This window comes from Marinomonas alcarazii (genome assembly GCF_003208215.1).
Lineage (GTDB): Bacteria > Pseudomonadota > Gammaproteobacteria > Pseudomonadales > Marinomonadaceae > Marinomonas > Marinomonas alcarazii.
This window is the reverse complement of sequence record NZ_QKLW01000006.1, coordinates 180,764-199,571: the sequence shown is the minus strand read 5'-3', so window position 1 is coordinate 199,571 and position 18,808 is coordinate 180,764. Positions and strand designations below refer to the sequence as shown.

The 18,808-nt window shown below is 45.3% G+C and carries 15 protein-coding genes; 11 read left to right on the top strand and 4 right to left on the bottom strand.

What is annotated here, in order from left to right; translation table 11 throughout:
* Positions 1-29 precede the first annotated feature (29 nt).
* The 5 genes from DFP75_RS13360 to DFP75_RS13340 all read left to right on the top strand — a co-directional run bounded on the left by DFP75_RS13360 (position 30) and on the right by DFP75_RS13340 (position 5,822).
* Entirely contained in the window at positions 30-1,040 is a 1,011-nt protein-coding gene (locus tag DFP75_RS13360) for a LacI family DNA-binding transcriptional regulator (RefSeq protein WP_110576485.1), read from the top strand.
* A gap of 57 nt (positions 1,041-1,097) precedes the next feature.
* On the top strand, positions 1,098-2,453 hold the full coding sequence (locus tag DFP75_RS13355; RefSeq protein ID WP_110576483.1) for an ABC transporter substrate-binding protein: 1,356 nt from the start codon (positions 1,098-1,100) through the stop codon (positions 2,451-2,453).
* Between the two features lie 207 nt (positions 2,454-2,660).
* Positions 2,661-3,527 (top strand): carbohydrate ABC transporter permease, encoded by an 867-nt coding sequence (locus DFP75_RS13350; RefSeq protein WP_110576481.1) that lies wholly within the window; start codon positions 2,661-2,663, stop codon positions 3,525-3,527.
* 9 nt (positions 3,528-3,536) lie between these two features.
* Positions 3,537-4,499 (top strand): carbohydrate ABC transporter permease, encoded by a 963-nt coding sequence (locus tag DFP75_RS13345; RefSeq protein ID WP_110576479.1) that lies wholly within the window; start codon positions 3,537-3,539, stop codon positions 4,497-4,499.
* Between the two features lie 213 nt (positions 4,500-4,712).
* Positions 4,713-5,822, top strand: coding sequence for an ABC transporter ATP-binding protein (locus tag DFP75_RS13340; protein WP_110576477.1), 1,110 nt, complete (start codon positions 4,713-4,715; stop codon positions 5,820-5,822).
* Positions 5,823-5,833: 11 nt separating this feature from the next.
* Here DFP75_RS13340 and DFP75_RS13335 read toward each other — a convergent pair whose 3' ends face one another.
* Both DFP75_RS13335 and DFP75_RS13330 read right to left on the bottom strand, forming a co-directional pair.
* Complete coding sequence (locus DFP75_RS13335) at positions 5,834-6,301, bottom strand: GNAT family N-acetyltransferase (RefSeq protein WP_110576475.1); 468 nt, start codon at positions 6,299-6,301, stop codon at positions 5,834-5,836.
* Between the two features lie 58 nt (positions 6,302-6,359).
* Positions 6,360-7,121, bottom strand: a complete 762-nt coding sequence (locus tag DFP75_RS13330; protein ID WP_110576473.1) for a sulfite exporter TauE/SafE family protein — start codon at positions 7,119-7,121, stop codon at positions 6,360-6,362.
* Between the two features lie 301 nt (positions 7,122-7,422).
* On the opposite strand from DFP75_RS13330, the gene DFP75_RS13325 reads away from it, so the two are divergent.
* The 3 genes from DFP75_RS13325 (at position 7,423) to DFP75_RS13310 (ending at position 11,264) form a co-directional block, all read left to right on the top strand.
* Entirely contained in the window at positions 7,423-9,384 is a 1,962-nt protein-coding gene (locus DFP75_RS13325; protein WP_110576471.1) for a methyl-accepting chemotaxis protein, read from the top strand.
* 260 nt (positions 9,385-9,644) lie between these two features.
* The gene (locus tag DFP75_RS13315; protein ID WP_110576467.1) at positions 9,645-10,715 is read left to right on the top strand and encodes a bifunctional transcriptional activator/DNA repair enzyme AdaA; all 1,071 of its coding nucleotides are present in this window, start codon (positions 9,645-9,647) and stop codon (positions 10,713-10,715) included.
* A 138-nt stretch (positions 10,716-10,853) separates the two neighbouring features.
* On the top strand, positions 10,854-11,264 hold the full coding sequence (locus DFP75_RS13310; protein ID WP_245927058.1) for a gamma-glutamylcyclotransferase family protein: 411 nt from the start codon (positions 10,854-10,856) through the stop codon (positions 11,262-11,264).
* On the opposite strand, the gene DFP75_RS13305 is transcribed toward DFP75_RS13310, so the two are convergent.
* Positions 11,233-12,408 (bottom strand): aldose 1-epimerase family protein, encoded by a 1,176-nt coding sequence (locus DFP75_RS13305; RefSeq protein WP_110576463.1) that lies wholly within the window; start codon positions 12,406-12,408, stop codon positions 11,233-11,235. The genes DFP75_RS13310 and DFP75_RS13305 overlap by 32 nt on opposite strands.
* Positions 12,409-12,757: 349 nt before the next feature.
* On the opposite strand from DFP75_RS13305, the gene DFP75_RS13300 reads away from it, so the two are divergent.
* Positions 12,758-14,743: a methyl-accepting chemotaxis protein gene (locus DFP75_RS13300; RefSeq protein WP_110576461.1), complete on the top strand. Its 1,986-nt coding sequence runs from the start codon at positions 12,758-12,760 to the stop codon at positions 14,741-14,743.
* A gap of 79 nt (positions 14,744-14,822) precedes the next feature.
* Here DFP75_RS13300 and DFP75_RS13295 read toward each other — a convergent pair whose 3' ends face one another.
* The gene (locus tag DFP75_RS13295) at positions 14,823-16,253 is read right to left on the bottom strand and encodes a coniferyl aldehyde dehydrogenase (RefSeq protein ID WP_110576459.1); all 1,431 of its coding nucleotides are present in this window, start codon (positions 16,251-16,253) and stop codon (positions 14,823-14,825) included.
* Between the two features lie 93 nt (positions 16,254-16,346).
* Here DFP75_RS13295 and DFP75_RS13290 point away from each other — a divergent pair, with 93 nt between their 5' ends.
* On the top strand, positions 16,347-16,973 hold the full coding sequence (locus DFP75_RS13290) for an SGNH/GDSL hydrolase family protein (protein ID WP_110576457.1): 627 nt from the start codon (positions 16,347-16,349) through the stop codon (positions 16,971-16,973).
* A gap of 448 nt (positions 16,974-17,421) precedes the next feature.
* Positions 17,422-18,288, top strand: coding sequence for an NAD(P)-dependent oxidoreductase (locus DFP75_RS13285; protein ID WP_110576455.1), 867 nt, complete (start codon positions 17,422-17,424; stop codon positions 18,286-18,288).
* Positions 18,289-18,808 lie beyond the last annotated feature (520 nt).

The following is an 18,808-nucleotide window of genomic DNA, read 5'->3' as shown; positions in this document are numbered from 1 at the left end:
AAGAATGGTTTAGGTGCATCTAAAACACTATGTCAATTAAAGAGATAGCAACCCAGTTGGAGTTATCAGTATCCACAGTGTCACGAGCACTGAATGATTACCCAGATATTAGCCCAAGTACAAAAAAGCGAGTTCTAAAAGAAGCGGCACGTCAGGGTTACAAATTGAAAGGGCCAGAAATGGCACACTGGGTGCAAGCAAAGCGTGTGATCACGGCGATTATTCCTTGCCAAGACACACAATATCTCGACCCCATTCTTTCGAAGGTGTTAGCTGGAACTCGACACGCGCTGCAAGCAGAAGGTTATTTACTGCAAGTGGTCGCAATCGATACCGGCAAACAGGAATTAAGTGAGTTTGAACGCCTTGTCAAAGCAGGCGATCAAGATGGCTTTCTGCTCCTTCGCACTCGGGTTAATGACCCGAAAGTCCATCGTTTACTGAAGCTTAATGTGCCTTTTGTGTGTTACGGACGCACCGAGCGCGCGGCGCAATTTGCTTGGCTAGATTTGGATAATTACCAAGTCGGTCATTTAAGCCTGAGTCGCCTAAGCGAACAAGGCCACCAGAAAATTGGGGTGGTATCAGTAAGCGAGCGGTATTTTTTCGCCCAAGAAAGGCGACGTGGCATCCAAGATGCCGCCGAGCAAATTGGGCTTTCTCTTGCGTCTGAACAATGGTTAGAAGTGGGCTTTGACGAGGAAGAAAGTTACCTCGCTTGTGCTGAATTTCTGCTCCAGCACCCAGATATCACCGCGTTGATTTGCTTAACCAGCACCAGCGCGCGAGCCGCTGCATTGGCGGCCATGCGATTGCACAACTCACAGTTAAATGAAAGAGAAAAACCTGTGAGTGTCATTGGTTGTGATACACCCACTGATGAGCTAACCGCCAGTATGGGGATCACCAGCATTCAGCAAGCACCACCAGCACAGCTTGGTAAGCAGCTTGCCGAAATGATGGTAGCGCGCATCAAAGGGACTCCGGTGAAGGACCTGCAAGTCGTTTTAGCTCCGGGGGTTGTGACGATAGGACTTTAATAACACGTGTTTTTAAAGCCACAAGAAGCAGACAAATAAAAACAAGAGGAAGCCATAATGAAAACTAAAACTTCACTATTCGTTGCCGGCACAGTGCTGGCAAACGGACTCCTGATAAGCCAACTCGCTCACGCCGCCACGGTAGAATTTTGGACAGCACAAACTCAAACTGACCGACTACAAAATATTGAATTGCTGGCCAGTACCTTTGAAGCCTTAAACGATGGTGTGACCGTCAAAGTCGTCGCCGTCGATGAAAACGAAATGGCGACACAAATGGCTGCCGCTGTCGCAGCAGGTACAACACCGCAACTGATTGAGGTCAATTCCGAGATCATCATGGCGCTTGGCGAAGAAGGCATTGTCGATACCAAGACTCATCAAGGCGTCATTCAAGATATTGGCAAGAGTCGCTTTCATAAAGGGGCTCTGACCACTCTGACATCGCCTTCTGGGGAATACTATGGCTTGCCCTATCATGGTTTTATTCAGGGAATTTGGTACCGCAAAGATTGGTTTGATGAAAAAGGCTTAGCAGCGCCAAACACTTGGGAAAATATCGAAAAAGCGGCCAAAGCGCTCACTGACAAAGCCAATAATCAGTACGGCATTTTGGTCGGCACCAAGCAGGACAGCTACACAGAACAAGTCTTCACTCAACTGGCGCTTTCCAATAATGCCAGCCAGTTCGATGCCAACGGCAATTTAGTCTTCAACAGCCCTGCCACACTCGAAACCATCGAATATTACAAAGAATTAGCGAAATACAATCCACCAGGCCCACAGAACTGGCGTGCTCGAGATTATTACTTGCAAGGCAAGATGGGCATGTTCTTTTATTCCACTTACATAATGGATGATCTCGCTTTGGCAGAAGTGGCCAAAGGCTCACTGTCTTCAGCAAACTTCAAAGAGCTCAGCGGTGGCACCTTTGACCCTGAGTTGGTTAAAAACACTGAGTTCGCACCAATTATCACCCACAAAAGCGCCGCGTCTTATGGCACCTTGTCTGGCCTTGTCGCCTTGAAAGCGAAAAGCGCAGAGGACACCAAAGCCACCAAAGACTTTATTGAATTCATGTACGACCCTGCCAGTTACATCACTTTCCTACACATGGCACCGGGTGGCATGAACCCAATGCTGAAAGGCATTGCAGAAGATCCAGCGTATTTAGAGGATCCAAACGGTGTATTTAAACTTTATGGCGCAGACAAGATGAAACAGATCGTGTCTGGTTTTGACAACCTTCGCTCCTTCTCTGTCGTTGAAGGCAAAACATTCCCAGCCTCTGGCGCCATCTTTGCTAAATCTGTCATTCCGCGAATGATCTACAGCGTCACCATTGAGGGAAAAGACCCGCAAGCTGCGCTGAATGATGCTGAAGCGGAAATGAAATCGATTATAGGCCAATAAGTCTCAACCCCCTCCCAACCTCCCCTTAGCAGGGGGAGGAGCAGTGATCAGTTCCCTCCTCTTATTAAGGAGAGGACTAGGGTAGGGTTTTAGTGATTTTACCCCCTCCCAACCTCCCCCTTAGCCGGGGAAGGAGCAGTGATCAGTTCCCTCCCCTTGTTAAGGGGAGGGTTAGGGTGGGGTTAAACGTAAAAAAGGGAAGAAAATATGTCTTCTGTCTTAATAAAAAATGAATCTCGACTGGGTTTAAAGCTGGTTGCACCAGCGGTCGGAATCATTGGCCTGCTGGTGATTTACCCGATCCTGTTCAACATCTATCTGAGTTTTTTTGATGTTCAGCTCAACGGCACGAAAACCTTTGTTGGCATGGAGAACTACACGGACTTGCTCGGCAACCCGCGTTATTACCATTCCATTGGTGTCTCGGTTATTTATCTGATCGGCACAGTTGCTGGCACCACTATTTTAGGCCTGGCGGCAGCGATTCTAATGAACCAAGAGTTCCGTTTTCGCAATCTTGCCCGCGGCTTGATTCTTTTGCCCTACTTCGCGCCAGTTATCAGTGTGGTGTTCGGCTGGCAGTTTATTTTCGATCCTGTAAACGGCATTTATAACCACGTGGTGGTCGATGTGTTACACCTGACCGACACTCGGGAAAACCTCATCGGTAACCCAGATTCAGCTTTGTTCGTGGTGATCATATTCGATATTTGGAAGCATTTTCCTATCGCCTATTTACTGTTTCTCGCCAAGCTGCAAAGCGTGCCAAAAGACTTATACGAAGCTGCTGCGATAGATGGGCAAAATGCTTGGGGCCGCTTCTGGCACGTTACCTTGCCAGAGCTAAGATTCGTCATTGCCACCGTGGTGTTATTACGCATTATCTGGAATTTAAACCGCTTCGAAGACGTCTACTTACTTGCACCGAACGTGGAAACCTTGCCGATTTTCACTTACTACCAAGCGTTCGCTGGCATCGTCGATCAAGGCGTGGCCGCCGCAATTTCGGTGATTCAATTACTCGTGCTGGTAGGCTTGATCTGGCTGTACGTTCGTAAAGTCCTTAAGTGGTAGGGGAAGAATATGATGAATAAACGCTCAACCACCCAATCTGTGATCTTGTATGCCTTGGTGCTCGCGTTGGTGATTTTCTGCGTGTTTCCATTTTTGCAGATTCTTTCAACCTCGTTAAAGCATCCGATTGATTGGGGCAATCCATCGCTTATTCCGCGTGTCTTACATTTGGATGCTTACAAAGAGCTGCTTGGTTTGATGCCAGCAAAAGAAGCCGACATTCCAGCCAGTGTACAACGCTTACTGAGTAATCCAGCGCTGTCGGAAGATCAAAAACAAAAGCTATTGGCAAAGTTTAGTTCGGGTGGCGAGGTGTTTCCGTTCGGACGCTACATGCTTAATACCTTTGTGATTTCTTTCATTACGGGGATTTGTTCAACCTTTTTGGCCTCTCTCGCGGCGTACGCCATTGCGCGCCTACGTTTCCCAGCGCAATCCTTGATGGCAAACGGCGTTTTGTTTGTCTACATGGTTGGCGGTGTCTTATTGATGGTTCCGCTCTATCAAATGAGCGTTAACGTCGGCTTGGCATCGAGTGCCGCTGGGACGATTTTTAGTCTGTTTTTGATCTATCTGATTCAGACCTTGCCAGTCGCCATGTACATGTTGGGAAATTACTTCCGCACCATTCCCTTCTCCCTAGAAGAAGCGGCAATGATGGACGGTTGCTCAAGGGTAGAAGCCTTCTGGCGCATCATCATGCCCTTGTCGAAGCCGATGCTGTTTACCGTGTTTATCTATTGTTTTGTCATCGCTTGGAACGAGTATTTGTTTGCTTCCGTGTTCCTCAAACAATACCAAGATTTTCAAACCTTGCCGTTGGCATTACAAACTTTGTTTACCTCGAAAAACGCCATTTGGGATCGCATCATGGCCGCGTCCATGTTGACGCTATTGCCTGTGGTGATTTGTTTCATGTTGGCAAATAAACATTTGTCAGGCGGGCTTACCGACGGCGGTGTGAAAGGATAAATATGACTAATTTCAAAATAAACAACGCTAATTTTTGTATCCGTCATTCCCGCGAAGGCGGGAATCGAGCCCTTATGGCCATCGAAAATAACCTTATTTATACAACACCACTGGATTCCCGCCTTCGCGGGAATGACAAAGATATCTTTTAATTTTTTACGCCACAGTGGCGAGGAATTAAACCCGAAGAGATTAAATAAAAGGAATATTACGATGAGTTCCGTAATCTTACGAAATGTTAATAAATCCTACGGCAATTTGCCGATCGTGAAGAACCTCAATTTAGAAGTAAAAGACGGTGAATTTGTGGTGTTGGTTGGCCCAAGTGGCTGCGGGAAAAGTACCACGCTTCGCATGGTGGCAGGTCTAGAAGACATCACCCAAGGGGAAATACAAATTGGCCAACGTGCCATTAACGATTTGCCGCCACACAAACGCAACATCGCCATGGTGTTCCAGAACTACGCCTTGTATCCGCATATGTCGGTGCGAGAGAACATCATCTTTGGCTTGAAAAAGTCTGGTGCAGACGCGGAAACCATTAAAGAGAAACTCGCCGACGTATCGGAAATGCTCAAGCTCGACGATTATTTGGATCGCAAGCCTGCGGATTTATCCGGTGGCCAGCGCCAACGTGTCGCCATGGGGCGCGCCTTGGCTCGTGATGCGGATGTGTATTTGTTTGATGAACCTTTATCAAACCTAGACGCCAAGCTACGCCATCATATGCGGACCGAAATCGCTCGCATTCAGCATCAATACAACATGACCGCGATCTACGTTACCCACGATCAGATCGAGGCTATGACCTTAGGCGATAGAGTCGTGGTGATGCGCGATGGCATTGTCGAACAAGTCGGTACGCCAATGGAAATTTATCTACAGCCAACCAACACCTTTGTCGCAACCTTTATTGGTTCTCCAGCAATGAACTTGATTGAAGCAAAAATCGAAGGCGACGATCTGCTATTCGATAACTACCGACTGCCAGCAGCGAAAATCGCCAATGTGGACTTACACGACCTGAAATCCCACGACACAGTGTTGGTTGGCATTCGCCCAGATTTCTTTGAAGACAGCGCACTGTCCTCACCAAGCGATAACCTATTTGAATTCAACGACATACAAGTAGAGCTGGTGGAAAATCTCGGCTTCGACAAAGAAATCATGTTCAAACTCGGCGGCGAAGACGCCAAAGCCCGACTCGACCTACGTTCCCACGTCAAACGCCAAGAACGTATTTCTTTGTCGGTCGACTTGAATCGCGTCTTATTATTCGACACCAGCCCGCAAGGCATGCTGTTGAACTCTGGGGAAATTTGAAAGGAGAGTAACTAAGGCTTTGGCGCACCAATCATAGAATAGTTGATCAATTCTTGGTGGTTCTTTTGAACAATGTTTTCAGCTTGTACGTCAAAGCCCATTTTCTCGAAAAAGGCTTTAGCAAGAATACTGGCCTCAACATACATGATCTCGCATCCATTCTTTATCGCTTCGTCGCTGGCGTGTTTAAAAAGCGCCAACGCCACACCTCGGCGCTGGTAATTGCGATGCACATACAGGCAATCTATGTGACCATCCGATTCTAGTTCGATAAAGCCAACAACGACGTCATCAATCGTCGCAACGAACGGCTTGGTTATCGCTAACCGCTCTTTCCACATAGTGTAACCTGGTGGCGTTGGCGCCCATGCTTCCAGCTGTGCTGCTGAATAGATATCAGAGCTTATTGAATGCACTGAGCCATGAAAAAGATCAGCTATTTCGGTTGAATCTGAGGGTTTGAAGTGTCTTATTTTCATAGCCTTCTTTCCATATAGCCTGCTTGGAGAAATGATTTTGCCTTACCTTGCCCATGAATCAATCACTCAACAATGCGGCCGCACTGCCACAAACGGTCATAATGAATAGGAACCATTTTAGGTGTTTTGGGTTGGCTTTAATGGCCATTTTTACGGCTAGGAAAGAACCCAACATGGTGCCAGAGGCAAGGATTAACCCGGGGATCCAAAGGATCTGATCATTCCAAATAAATACGCCTAGCGCCAAGGCGGTAAACCCCAGTGTGCAGACCATTTTTAGCGCGTTGGTACGAACCAGATCGTAACGCAATGTACCAGCCAAAGCCGCAATAAGAATAAATCCAACCCCCGCCTGAACGAAGCCACCGTAAACACCAGCGATAAACAAAGCTATCCACGCACTCGGCTTTTCCGTGACTTTAAAAGGCACAGTGCCTTCTGGTGGCGCAATCATGGTCGGACGCACAATCATAATAATTGTCATGCCAATCATGGCACTCAGTAAAAGCGGTTTTAACCAGGTTTCTGGCGCATAACTGGCAGCAAATGCGCCTACAACACCACCGAGCAATGACGGAATCATCACTGGAAGGATATCAGCGTTATCCAATTTCTTCGCTTTACGAAAGCCAAACGTCGCCGCCACATTCTGTAAAAACACGCCAACTCGGTTCGTGGCATTGGCAATATCTGCCGGCATTCCCATAACCATTAGCGCTGGCAATGTTAGGTTAGAACCGCCTCCAGCCAATGTATTGATAATACCAGCAATGAAACCTGTGCCGATCAAAAGCGAAATGGTGAATACGCTGTAATCCATAACATTATCCTTAAGTGGCTCATGAGCGAGTCGGGGGAGAATAAAAAGAGGAACGAATAATAAAGACAATTCGATCAACTGACAAAAGGTTCTTAACGCAAATCGACAGCGAAATAAGATTGGAGTTAATCGGCTATATAAGAAATAACAAGACAAGCGTATAAAAATAGATTATTTTTCGTGCCCAAGAAGTACAAGGAACGTAACTTCAAAGAAACGAACATTATCTATGGTTTTTTCTGTGCGTTAAACATTCCCAAACTTCTTAATTTTATTGGATGAAATAAGTAAAGAGGTTTCAATGACAGTTAAGTCTAAGATTATTGCATTAATGGCTGCAGGGGTAATTCTCCCGATATTTATCATCTCTGCCGTTATTATTCAGAATGTGCGCTCTAGCGCCCTGCAAAGTTTCGAACAACGAAGCCAAGCTGAAATTGGTCATGTTGATACCATTTTTTCGATGTATTTGAATAATCTAGCGGAAAATGTAGCCTTTCTTGCCCAATCAAACGCACTAAAAAAATTGACGCCTGGCAGCATCAAAAGCTATGCCAATCAATCCACACAAGAAGAGATGACACCGCATAAAAACTCCCCTCTGGAGCAAGAAGCGTTCGCTCTGATGGATGCTTTCGGAGACTCTCACCCAGATTTAACCTATATTTGGTTAGGAGCCAATGATACTGGCTACCTCCAATGGCCAATTGCTAAGAACTCGAAAAATTACAATCCTATCGAAAGAGGGTGGTATAAGCAGTCAATCGATAGCCGTACGCCCGTTCGTATTCCTGCCTACCGAGATAGCGCAACCAACGCACCTCTTGTCGATTACATACAACGCTTTGATGGCCAAAATGGTTTTTACGGCGTCGTTGGTATTGATGTGACATTGAAAAAGCTAACTGAGCTATTAGCTAACGTGAAGTTTGGCGGCGAAGGTTATGTCGTCATGGTAGAGGATTCCAACACCATTCTAGCGGACCCTTCCGATCCTAAAAATAACTTCAAATCGATTAAAGAAGCATCACGTCCCTATGCCACGCTTGCTGATATAAGCACGGCTCAAGAGCTGACCATTAATGGTGAAACTTGGTTTGCCAAAGTGTATACGTCACCTGAACTGAATTGGAAATTTATTGGTTTAGTTCCCAGTAAAGTGATTTATGCACAAGCCAATAGTCTAATTATTATGATTGTTATCATCTCCTTGGTGATGATCGCTATATTCATGACTATTGGTGCGACACTGTCTAGTGTTGTGATTCGCCCAGTGAGAAATATGGCGGATCGACTTACTGACATCAGCCAAGGCGAAGGGGATTTAACGCAACGCCTAGAAGTTAAAAACAAAGACGAAGCAGGACAAATGGCCTCTGCTTTTAATCAGTTCGTTTCTTCAATCGACAGCATTGTTGGTCACGCAAAATCTTCAAGCGAACAAATCAGCCAGGTTGCCCATCAGTCTGAGAACCTATCTTCGGAACTCAGCGAAGTCGCCTCACACCAAGTTAACTCTGTTGATCAGGTATCAACGGCCTTTAATGAAATGGTAGCGACAGCCAATGAAGTTGCTTCTAGTTGTAGCAGTGCCGCCTCGGCAGCGGAAAACAGTGAATCTCAGGTAAAAGAGGGCAACAAACTCATTAGAGAAACAATGGAATCGCTTAATGGCTTAGAAAAAGAAATTAATAGCTCTAATGAAAGCATGATCGAACTGTCAAAAGAGTCAGAAAATATCGTCGGCATTTTAGACACCATCAAAGCCATTGCCGAGCAAACCAACTTACTTGCTTTAAACGCTGCCATTGAGGCGGCTCGTGCCGGTGAACAAGGCCGAGGCTTTGCGGTAGTGGCCGACGAAGTTCGAACACTTGCAGGCCGAACTGCGCAATCCACCGAAGAAATTGACAAGATGCTCACCAAGCTACAACAACAAACCGGCTTTGCCACGACGAGAATGAATCAAAGTGTTAGCGTCGCAAAAGATACGGTTGTCTTGGCTTCTAAAACCCATCACGTCTTTGGCGAAATTCTCCGCTCAGTACTTGAGATTAAAGACATGATGATTCAAATCAGTGCCTCGGCTGAAGAGCAGCATTTGGTAGCAGAAGAAATCAATACGAATGTCATTGTGATTCACGATGGCACAATCAAGTCCAGCGATCTATCCAATCAAGTTGCTGAAACGGCTGCCGCGCTAAATAAATTATCAGATGAGTTAAAAGTCATGGTTGGGCACTTTAAATCCAGCCAGATGTAATCGCTCAAGCACCGAAAAGCCTAGCATAAAGAGATAAACTGCCCCCCAATAGTTGGATATTCCAATTATTGGGGGTCTTTTTATGAGCCAAAATCATAGGTTGTTTCTTAAGCTTCTCATTCATACTTGAGAGCAAAACAAACCTAAAAAAATACTCGTCCAATTTTCGGTTGTTGCTTAATTGGGAATAAAGCACTCTATCCCAATAAACAATCTCCCAATACACTGAACGTAAGTATTACCTAGAAACAGGGCGCAACATGCTAATAACCGATGAAAAACAAGCCGACGACTATTACCGAGCCTTAATAAACCGTGAACCTAGTTATGTTGGCGTGTTTTTCGTGGGTGTTAGAACCACGTCTATTTTTTGCATTGCGACTTGTCGAGCACGTAAACCCAAGCGGGAAAACGTTGTGTTTTACACACATTTCAAAGACGCAATGGACGCAGGCTTTCGTCCCTGCAAAGTCTGTCGCCCCACCGAAAACACCCATGAGACGCCTTATGAAGTGCAAGCAGCAATAGACCTTGTGCGCGATTGCACAAAAGCGAAAATCACCGACCAGCAATTAAGAGAGTCGGGGATCAGGCCAATCTTTGTGCGCCGCTGGTTTAATCAACATTACGGCATGACGTTTCAAACCTTTCAACGTATGTATCGAATTAATTATGCCTTTCAAGAATTAAAGACAGGAAAAAGTGCCACCAATACAGCGCTAGATTCAGGCTACGATTCTTTAAGTGGTTTCGGTTACACTTTTAAAAAGTTACTCGGTCATGCACCGACCCTAAATTTGGAGAATGCTGTGATTTTAATTGATAGGCTAACAACGCCGATTGGCCCTATGTTTGTCTGCGCCACAGACGAGGGTATTTGCCTGTTGGAATTCGTCGATCGACGTATGTTAGAAACCGAGTTTGAAGACTTACAGCGTCGCTTAAAAGCGCCGATTATGGCCGGTGAAAATGCTCATATTAGACAGCTAAAACAAGAGTTAGAAGAGTATTTTCTAGGTACACGTGGCGAATTCAGTGTGCCGCTTCATACACCAGGAACGGATTTTCAAAATGCCGTCTGGAACATGCTTGGCAACATTCCGTTTGGTGAAACCGCCAGCTACCTAGAGCAAGCATCCCGATTGAATAACCCAAAAGCCGTACGAGCGGTGGCCAGAGCCAATGGCATGAACCGTGTCGCGATCGTCATTCCTTGTCATCGAGTGATTGGAAAAGACGGCAGTTTAACCGGTTACGCCGGAGGATTAGAGCGAAAACGCTGGCTACTGGATCATGAAAAAGCACACCGTCAAAATGTCGTGAAAGACTGACTCAAACGATTCAAACAGCTGTAGTTTCATGAATGTATCAAGGTTGCGTCATGGCATTGTAATTTCCATCTAGAGGACTTGAAATACCCTGCCACCAAGTTCATCTTGTGCACTTTGATTGTCATTATGGAATTCAATATGCCTACAAACATTGTTGCTGTATACGGAACGCTTCGTGAGGGGCTCAATAATCATGAACTTCTTACCGAATGCAAACGCATCGGTTTAGGCTGGCTAACTGGTTTTCGCATGCACAACCTGGGAAATTACCCAGGCATTGCTTCGACCCATGACGAAAGCGGCCGAATTCGAGTGGAATGGTACGACGTCTCAGATGAGATACTCGCGTCTTTGGATCAGCTGGAAGGCTACGACCCAAAAGCGCCAGAAAGCTCTATGTATATCAGAAAGCGGGTTTTCTCACCTTATGGTAAAGGCTGGATTTATGTCTATAACAAGCCACTCGATAACGCACCCTACATGGAAGCGGGCGATTGGGAGCGATACTCCCGAACCTCTATGCTTCATCAAGGCGCACAATCGGCGTAGACAATACTTGAGTCGTTTGAGCACTTTGCATTCGAGCGATATTCGCCACACTGGCGTTGATTTGACTTTCATCCGTTAACAAACCAAAACGCACCACAAAGTGCTTCGACTCACCCGCGCCAATCGTCGGAACCAAACCTAATTCACGCTGATAAGAGCGGTTATAAGCAAAACTAGTACCCGGCTCAATGCCTACAACGTAACCTTGCTCTAGTGTGTCCGTATTTTTCCATATGGTCAGCACTGGCAAGGTATCTGTTTGGTAGCTCACTTCAATGCCGCAGCTTGCCGCTGCATTGTGTAATAACGCGTGAGAAAAGCCCTTCTCGTCACTCAGCGGACGAATATTAAATACCATTTCGTCAAAGTCTTTGGTTGGCTCAGGCATCTGGCTCCAATCACTCAAACCACCAGCGGCGTAGTCATTAAAAGGTGATAATTCCGCCATAGGAACATGCAGTTTTGCCCCCTTTTCAAGGATCGGCTGAGCAAAATTATTGTGGTAAATCGCTTGGTATTCGCGCGGATAACTGCCTTTGTTGGTTAAGGTGTCTTCAACCAATAAATAAGGCTCATCTGGCGTCAGAGATAATACAGTCTGCAATTCAAAGTTAGTGAATTTAAAGCGTTTTTCATCTACACGCCCACGTAAAGTCACACGATAAGGTGGCACTTGCTCAACCTCTAAAATCACTTCGTCGGCTGGCGTGTTTTGAATACGACCATGTAATGTCAAAAACTCATCGCCGTCTTGACCTGGGTGACCTGCCCACTGATAACCACACCGCACAATCATCTCGTTAAAACCATCTAACCAACCTAAGCCGCCAGACGCTTCTTGATTAACAAAGCTTGGATGAACCACTTCTTTAACAGGCGAATCCCAACCAAATCGTACGTCTTGTCCTGACGCATCTTTCCTAATGACATCCAGAACCGCCATGCCGCGAGTCGGTACAACACGAACAACAGAGTCACCTACTGTTAACGTGATCAAGCGCGAACCGGTTTGCTTACCGCCCATTAGACAAGTTTGCTGCACAGTAATTGGAATGTCTTTCGGCAAGCCCATTAATTCCGCAGACAATGACAAATTCGCCACATCGATATGTTGTTGATTACTTAGAAGAACAAGTTGAAACATGGTTAGGCTCCAAAGGAAATTGCCTCATGCTAGCGCAAGTAAGAAAGCAAAACTAATAAAAAATAAGCGATTATGAATGCTTAGCGATGGACAAAAAACTTCTTTAGTTCTTGTTAATTATCTAATTTTTTAAGGCGCTTTAAGTAACTTAAGTAACTTAAGTTATTCGGACATTGCAATACAGTCTTAACAATCGCAGGTCTAAAATATAAAATTGATAACCATTTTTGGAAACTAAAACAGGATAATACCTTTATATGGATTATATAAAAAATACGCTTGCCCTCACTCTTTATAAAAGATTATTGTCTTCTATACCCTACCCGCGTTGCACAGAATGAGGTTGTTCATGAAATCACCTATTAGAATTAGACAGCAAATTAATATTGGTTTGGTCATTATTCTCTTACTGGCTCTTGCTAGTATTTATCTCGTAATAGAAATGAAAGTGAAGCCTGATTTAACCGCAGAGCGACAAAGTCAGATTTCTGTTAATCAACAAGGCTTGAGTGAATTACTCAGTGCAAAACTAGAAAAAATCCAACTCCTTACCAGTACTCTTGCTTTGGCTGGCTCTCAACTGCCTAAAGATGAATCTCTCTTTAAGCAAGTTTTTCCCAGCATTATTAATAATCATGGTGATAAAAGTATTGCTGGAGGTGGTATTTGGCCGGAGCCTTCTGCCTTTACCGCTAATACAGAACGCCGTAGTTTTTTCTGGGGTCGGGATGGTTCTCAAATGAGCTATCTAGACGATTATAATGACCCTGCAGGGTCAGGCTATCATAATGAAGCTTGGTACACTGTCGGCAGAACCTCTTCACAAAAGCTTTGCGCTTGGTCTGAAGCCTACATTGACCCGGTCACTAATACGCCGATGGTGACCTGTACGATTCCAATGAAAGAAGGCAATAAATTCACCGGTGTTGCAACCGTCGATATGATGCTCGATGGCATCACAAAATCACTTGAAGAATATGGTGCTGCAAACCAAGGTTATGTCTTCGCAATTGACCAAGCTGGACAAGTGCTAAGTTTTCCTAAAGGCAAAGCTAACCTAGTTAAAAGCGATGGCAGCATGCTGACCGCTAAAGAGCTAGGGAATCAACTTCCATGGTTAAAAGAATCATTAGCAGGTCTAAATGGAGAAGAAAAAGTTATCTCTATTGATCACGACGGTATTTTAGACGGAGCCGCCTATGTGGATTTAATCAAACACCCACAAACAGGTTGGACCATTGGCTTAGTTGTTCCTAAAGAAAGAATGACAGAAATCGCTCAAAGCATGGGCCTTTTCCTAATGATCGTCATTGGCGCCTTATTGATCATAGTAAGCGTTATTGCCGCTTCTTTCTTCCGCAGCTTGCTTGGCCAGATCAACCAAACAACTCAGCAAATTCAAGAGTTGGCTGATGGTGGTAGCAGTCAAGAGCTGAAAGTAGGTAAGCTAAATGAACTTGGTGATTTACGCCAGGCCGTGAATGCTTATGGCGATAAACTTAAAAAACTGCTTGAGCAAATTCATATTGAGTCCGCCAACTTAGTGAAAGATGCTGGGCGCTTAAGTTCATTTAGTAATGATTTCTTACACAAAGCGAATAGCCTGAGTGATGAGAACACCACCTTAGCAGCCGCAACAGAAGAGCTAGGAGCCACCTCTCATGATGTTGCCATGTATGCAAACGAGACCAAAGCAACCGTCGAGCGTATCCACCAAGACGTGCGCAGCAGTGGCAATGAAATGAATACCGTTATAGAGACAATGCGCTCTCTTACTAGCGCCATGACACAAGCACAAGCCAACATACTTAAGCTAGACGAAGACAGCCGTCGTGCAAACGGCATGTTAAGCGTGATCCGTGACATTGCCGAACAAACCAACTTGCTGGCATTAAACGCAGCAATTGAGGCGGCAAGGGCCGGAGAAACAGGTCGAGGCTTTGCGGTTGTTGCCGATGAAGTGCGTAACCTTGCCGCGAAAAGTGAAAGCTCTGCGGTAGAGATAGAAGAGGTCTTAGGGCGCTTGCAAGTGGCATCAAAAGAATCCGTAAGTTCTATGGAACTTGGCCACAGCGAAACAGAACGCGCCGTTGAGACAGCAGAATCGACAGCAAATCACTTGCATCAGGTTGTTAGTGCTTTCTCTCAAATCACCGATCAGGCGACACAAATTTCGGTGGCCGCTGGTGAGCAGCAAAAAGTATCGCAAGACTTGAGCAAATTCGTTTCTCGACTACAGGAACTTACTGGCAGCAATGCCAGCGATTCGAGTCATCTTAGCCGTATGAGCCAAGAGATTGACGCCATTGCCAACCGACTCAATGCGTTAAAATAACAACACTCTAGCAATACAACAGATCAAAAATCCCCCACTAACCTAGTTAGTGGGGGATTTTTTTTGCAGACTTTTAGTTTCAAAGACGGTGCCAAAATTTTGCAACTAATCGATGCATAAAATGCCGATACGGTGGACGCAGCAAGGTAAGTACATTCGGCCCTCGTTTACGCAATATCGACTTACTATGAGAAAAGGTTCGAAAGCCTTCTTCAGCGTGATAAGCCCCCATTCCCGACGCACCTACACCACCAAACGGCAAATCTGCTTGCGCTACTTGCACTAAGGTGTGATTAGTCACCAAGCTGCCGCTCACGATGCGTTCTGCACACAGCACTTGATCATCAGCGTTTTGCGTAAACAAATACAAAGCAAGGGGCCGAGGTTTCTGCTGGATGTAAGACAGGGCATCGGACATTTCGGTATAGGTAAGAATGGGCAATAACGGTCCGAACACTTCCTCCTGCATCACGCTTAATTCGTCGTCAGGCTGATGTAAAACATGCAACGCTAGCTTACCTGCGCTTTCTACAGGCCCTTGTGGCATAAGATTGTCACATTGCACACCTGCGGCTTGCGCTTGCTTTAAATAGCCTTTCAGGCGGTCTAATTGCCGAGTGTTAATCAAATTGGTGTAATCAGGGCTCAACACACCATCGGGATAGTAAGCGGCAAGCTCCTGTTTGATATACTCGATTAAGGTTTGCTTATGCTCGGAATGGCATATGACGTAATCGGGCGCAACGCAGGTTTGTCCGGCATTTAGAGCCTTACCAAACACCAGCTTCTTGGCGGTATCGCGCAAATCCGCTGACGGTGCCACCAGTAATGGTGATTTACCACCTAGCTCCAGAGTAACAGGCGTTAAATGCTTCGCAGCGTTGCGCATAATAATGTAGCCAACAGCGGTTGAACCGGTAAATAAAAGATGATCAAAGGGCAAAAGACTGAACTCATTGGCGATATCGCCCTCACCTTCAACTACTTCTATCCAATCCTCACCCAAGGCGTGGCTCACTATGTCGCGTAAGACGCGATTGGTTGCAGGACAAAACTCCGATAATTTCATCATCACGCGATTGCCAGCGGCTAAAGCGCCCACCAAAGGCCCTAAAGACAGCAACACCGGATAGTTCCAAGGTGATATGACGCCGACAACGCCTTTAGGCTGATAGAACACCTGAGCGCTTGCAGGCAAGGTGCTGACGTGGAGATTACGCCTTGATGGTTTCATCCATTTAGCGAGATGACGTTTCGCGTGTTTTATTTCCCCAATCAAAGGAACAAGCTCCAGCAACCTTGATTCTTCATGGGCACGCTGCCCAAAATCTTTTTGCAACGCATCTAATAAAGAAATTTCATGGTCCATGAGCGCTGCTTGTAAACAAGTAAGACAATGCTGACGCTCTTTAATCGATGGGAAAGGGGTTTGATTTGCCAAGTTTTTCAGACGAGAAAAAGCCGAATGAATGTCGTTTTTAGAAGAAAAACTGGAAGAACTTATATTCATGTTGGCCTCTAACAGCTCGTTATTATTTTGTGATGAAACGCCGTCGATTTACTACACTATGTAATGATTCACAAAAAAAGCAAGGAGCAGATTATGGCGACTATTTTGTGCTACGGAGACTCCCTTACTTGGGGTAGCATCCCTAATGGTGGACGTTATCCAAAACATTTACGCTGGCCCAATATCTTAAATGACCTTTTGGGGAAGCATCACCAAGTCATAAACTTTGGATTACCTGGCCGAACCACTATCTGGAATGACCCTTTCTTGGAAGGAAGAAACGGCTTGTCATACTTACAAGCCGCCTTAGAAACCTTTGGCCCAGTAGACATTTTAGTACTCATGCTAGGCACCAACGATCTTAAACGACATTTCAATGTGGGAGCCTTTGAAGCAGCAAAAGGCATAGAGAAGCTGATCGAGAAGTCAAGAATGCCGAATCCTCACGGTTTCCCAAGCCCAACCCTTGTGGTCATCGCACCGCCAAATATTTTATCCCCAACGGGCTCTATGGCAGAGAGCTTCAACGGAGCCATTGAAAAGTCACAACATTTTCATCAGTACTATCAAGATATTGCTGCGCACAACCAATGTATTTTCCTTAATGCTGCCGGGGTTTTACAGCCTAGTGAGGTCGATGGCGTACATTTAGACGCTCAAGGGAATGAGGCATTAGCACACGCCTTATATGAGGCTATCAAGCACAAAATTCAGTCATAACGTATTGTTTTTCATTACTTTTGTTTAAACTTTGGCCATGCAGTTTGTCAAAATTAAAAACGAATCAATCTCAACAATGAATAAGACTCATGCTAAATACGTTATATCAGAGCGACGATGAACTTTGGCTAAAAGAGGGACGTCTGCCAAAGCAAAAGGAAAAAACAAAATCTGTACAAAATATGCACGATTATTTGAAAATATTCGTATTTAGGCGAAATAATCGCTCATTCTATTTTTCGTACACAAAGTTATCCACAAGCAATTAGGGCAGGCATTTTTTTCACTGCGAGACGCCCATGACACTTAATGTCCCTGTATTTTGCTTCTGTATGCTCAAATTCCCTCTTTTTTGTACCTCGCAATCAAATAATAAATCCGTATGATCTTGGGCATTGGATTGATGCATTAGATCAATATGTCGAACAAAGCAGTAAGGAGAAAGGCAATGAAAGTAAGCTTCATCGGACTTGGAACAATGGGCTACCCAATGGCTGGGCATGTAAGCAAGGCAGGCCATGAGGTTGTCGTTTTCAATCGATCAACACAAAAAGCCCAAAACTGGTGTAGCGAATACACCGGCACCTTTGCGACCACTCCCGCTATCGCTGCAAAAGACGCTGATATTGTATTAACTTGTGTCGGCAACGATGATGATTTGCGCGCGGTGTATCTAGGTCCAGAAGGAGCCTTTCAGCAGGCAAAAGCGGGCACTCTGTTTATTGATCACACAACCGCCTCAGCAGAAGTGGCAAAAGAGCTTCATCAAGCGGCTCAAGAAAAAGGTTTTCACTTCATGGATGCACCCGTTTCTGGTGGCCAAGCTGGAGCCGTCAACGGCGTATTAACCGTAATGATCGGTGGTGAGCAAAGCGACCTAGATAGAGCGCAGCCAATACTGGATTGTTATGCAAAAGCGTCAACATTAATGGGACCTATCGGAAATGGCCAAATTACCAAAATGGTCAATCAGATTCTAATTGGTGGTGTGCTGGCGGGCTTGTCAGAAGGTATTCGCTTTGCGCAAAAAGCAGGCTTAGACATCGCAACGCTGGTCGACACACTAAAGCATGGAGCGGCAGGATCGTGGCAATTAGAGAACCGTGGTGAAACCATGGCGAAAGATGAGTTTGATTTTGGTTTTGCCATCGAGTGGATGCATAAAGATTTGGGGTTGAGTCTTGCTCAGGCCGAAAAAATGGGCATCCAGATTCCTTTAACTCAGGCAGTAGATCAAGACTATCAAGCACTCATGGCCGAAGGCCGTAGTCGCCAAGATACTTCTGTTCTCATAAAAGCATTTGATAAAAAGTAACCCCCTCCCAACCTCCCCCTTAGCAGGGGGAGGGGCTTGTGCTATTCCCCTTCACACTCCCTCTTATTTTCAAGTGGAGGATTAAGGAGGGGTTGTTCTCTTTTTTGCCACACAAGGACTCACTGAAAAACGCCTTTTGATCTCTCTTTTTTCCACTTCTTGCAGATTTCTTAAAAAATATCCCCCCTTTTCTTCCCTATTCCTTACGCAGTAATTCACCTGCTAGGCCTTTGTTTTCAAGCCTTTCATAGCTTTATGTAAATTTTGTATTCATTCCACGTATAGGACATATCATTATTTCGATTGGTTATTTAAATTGGCTTAAGTACTCTTCAATGACGCTGTTTTTGAGGTTTCTGTTTAATCAGACTCATCATTTATAGCTAAAGGGGGCTCAAGGACGAGGCAGAGCAGCCCCATTCGAACTAGGAGTTTGGATGGGGTTTGTTTTAACGCAGTGAAACTCGCACTAACAAGATGGCTCTTAACCTACCCAAGAAATTCACAAAAGTAACGAATA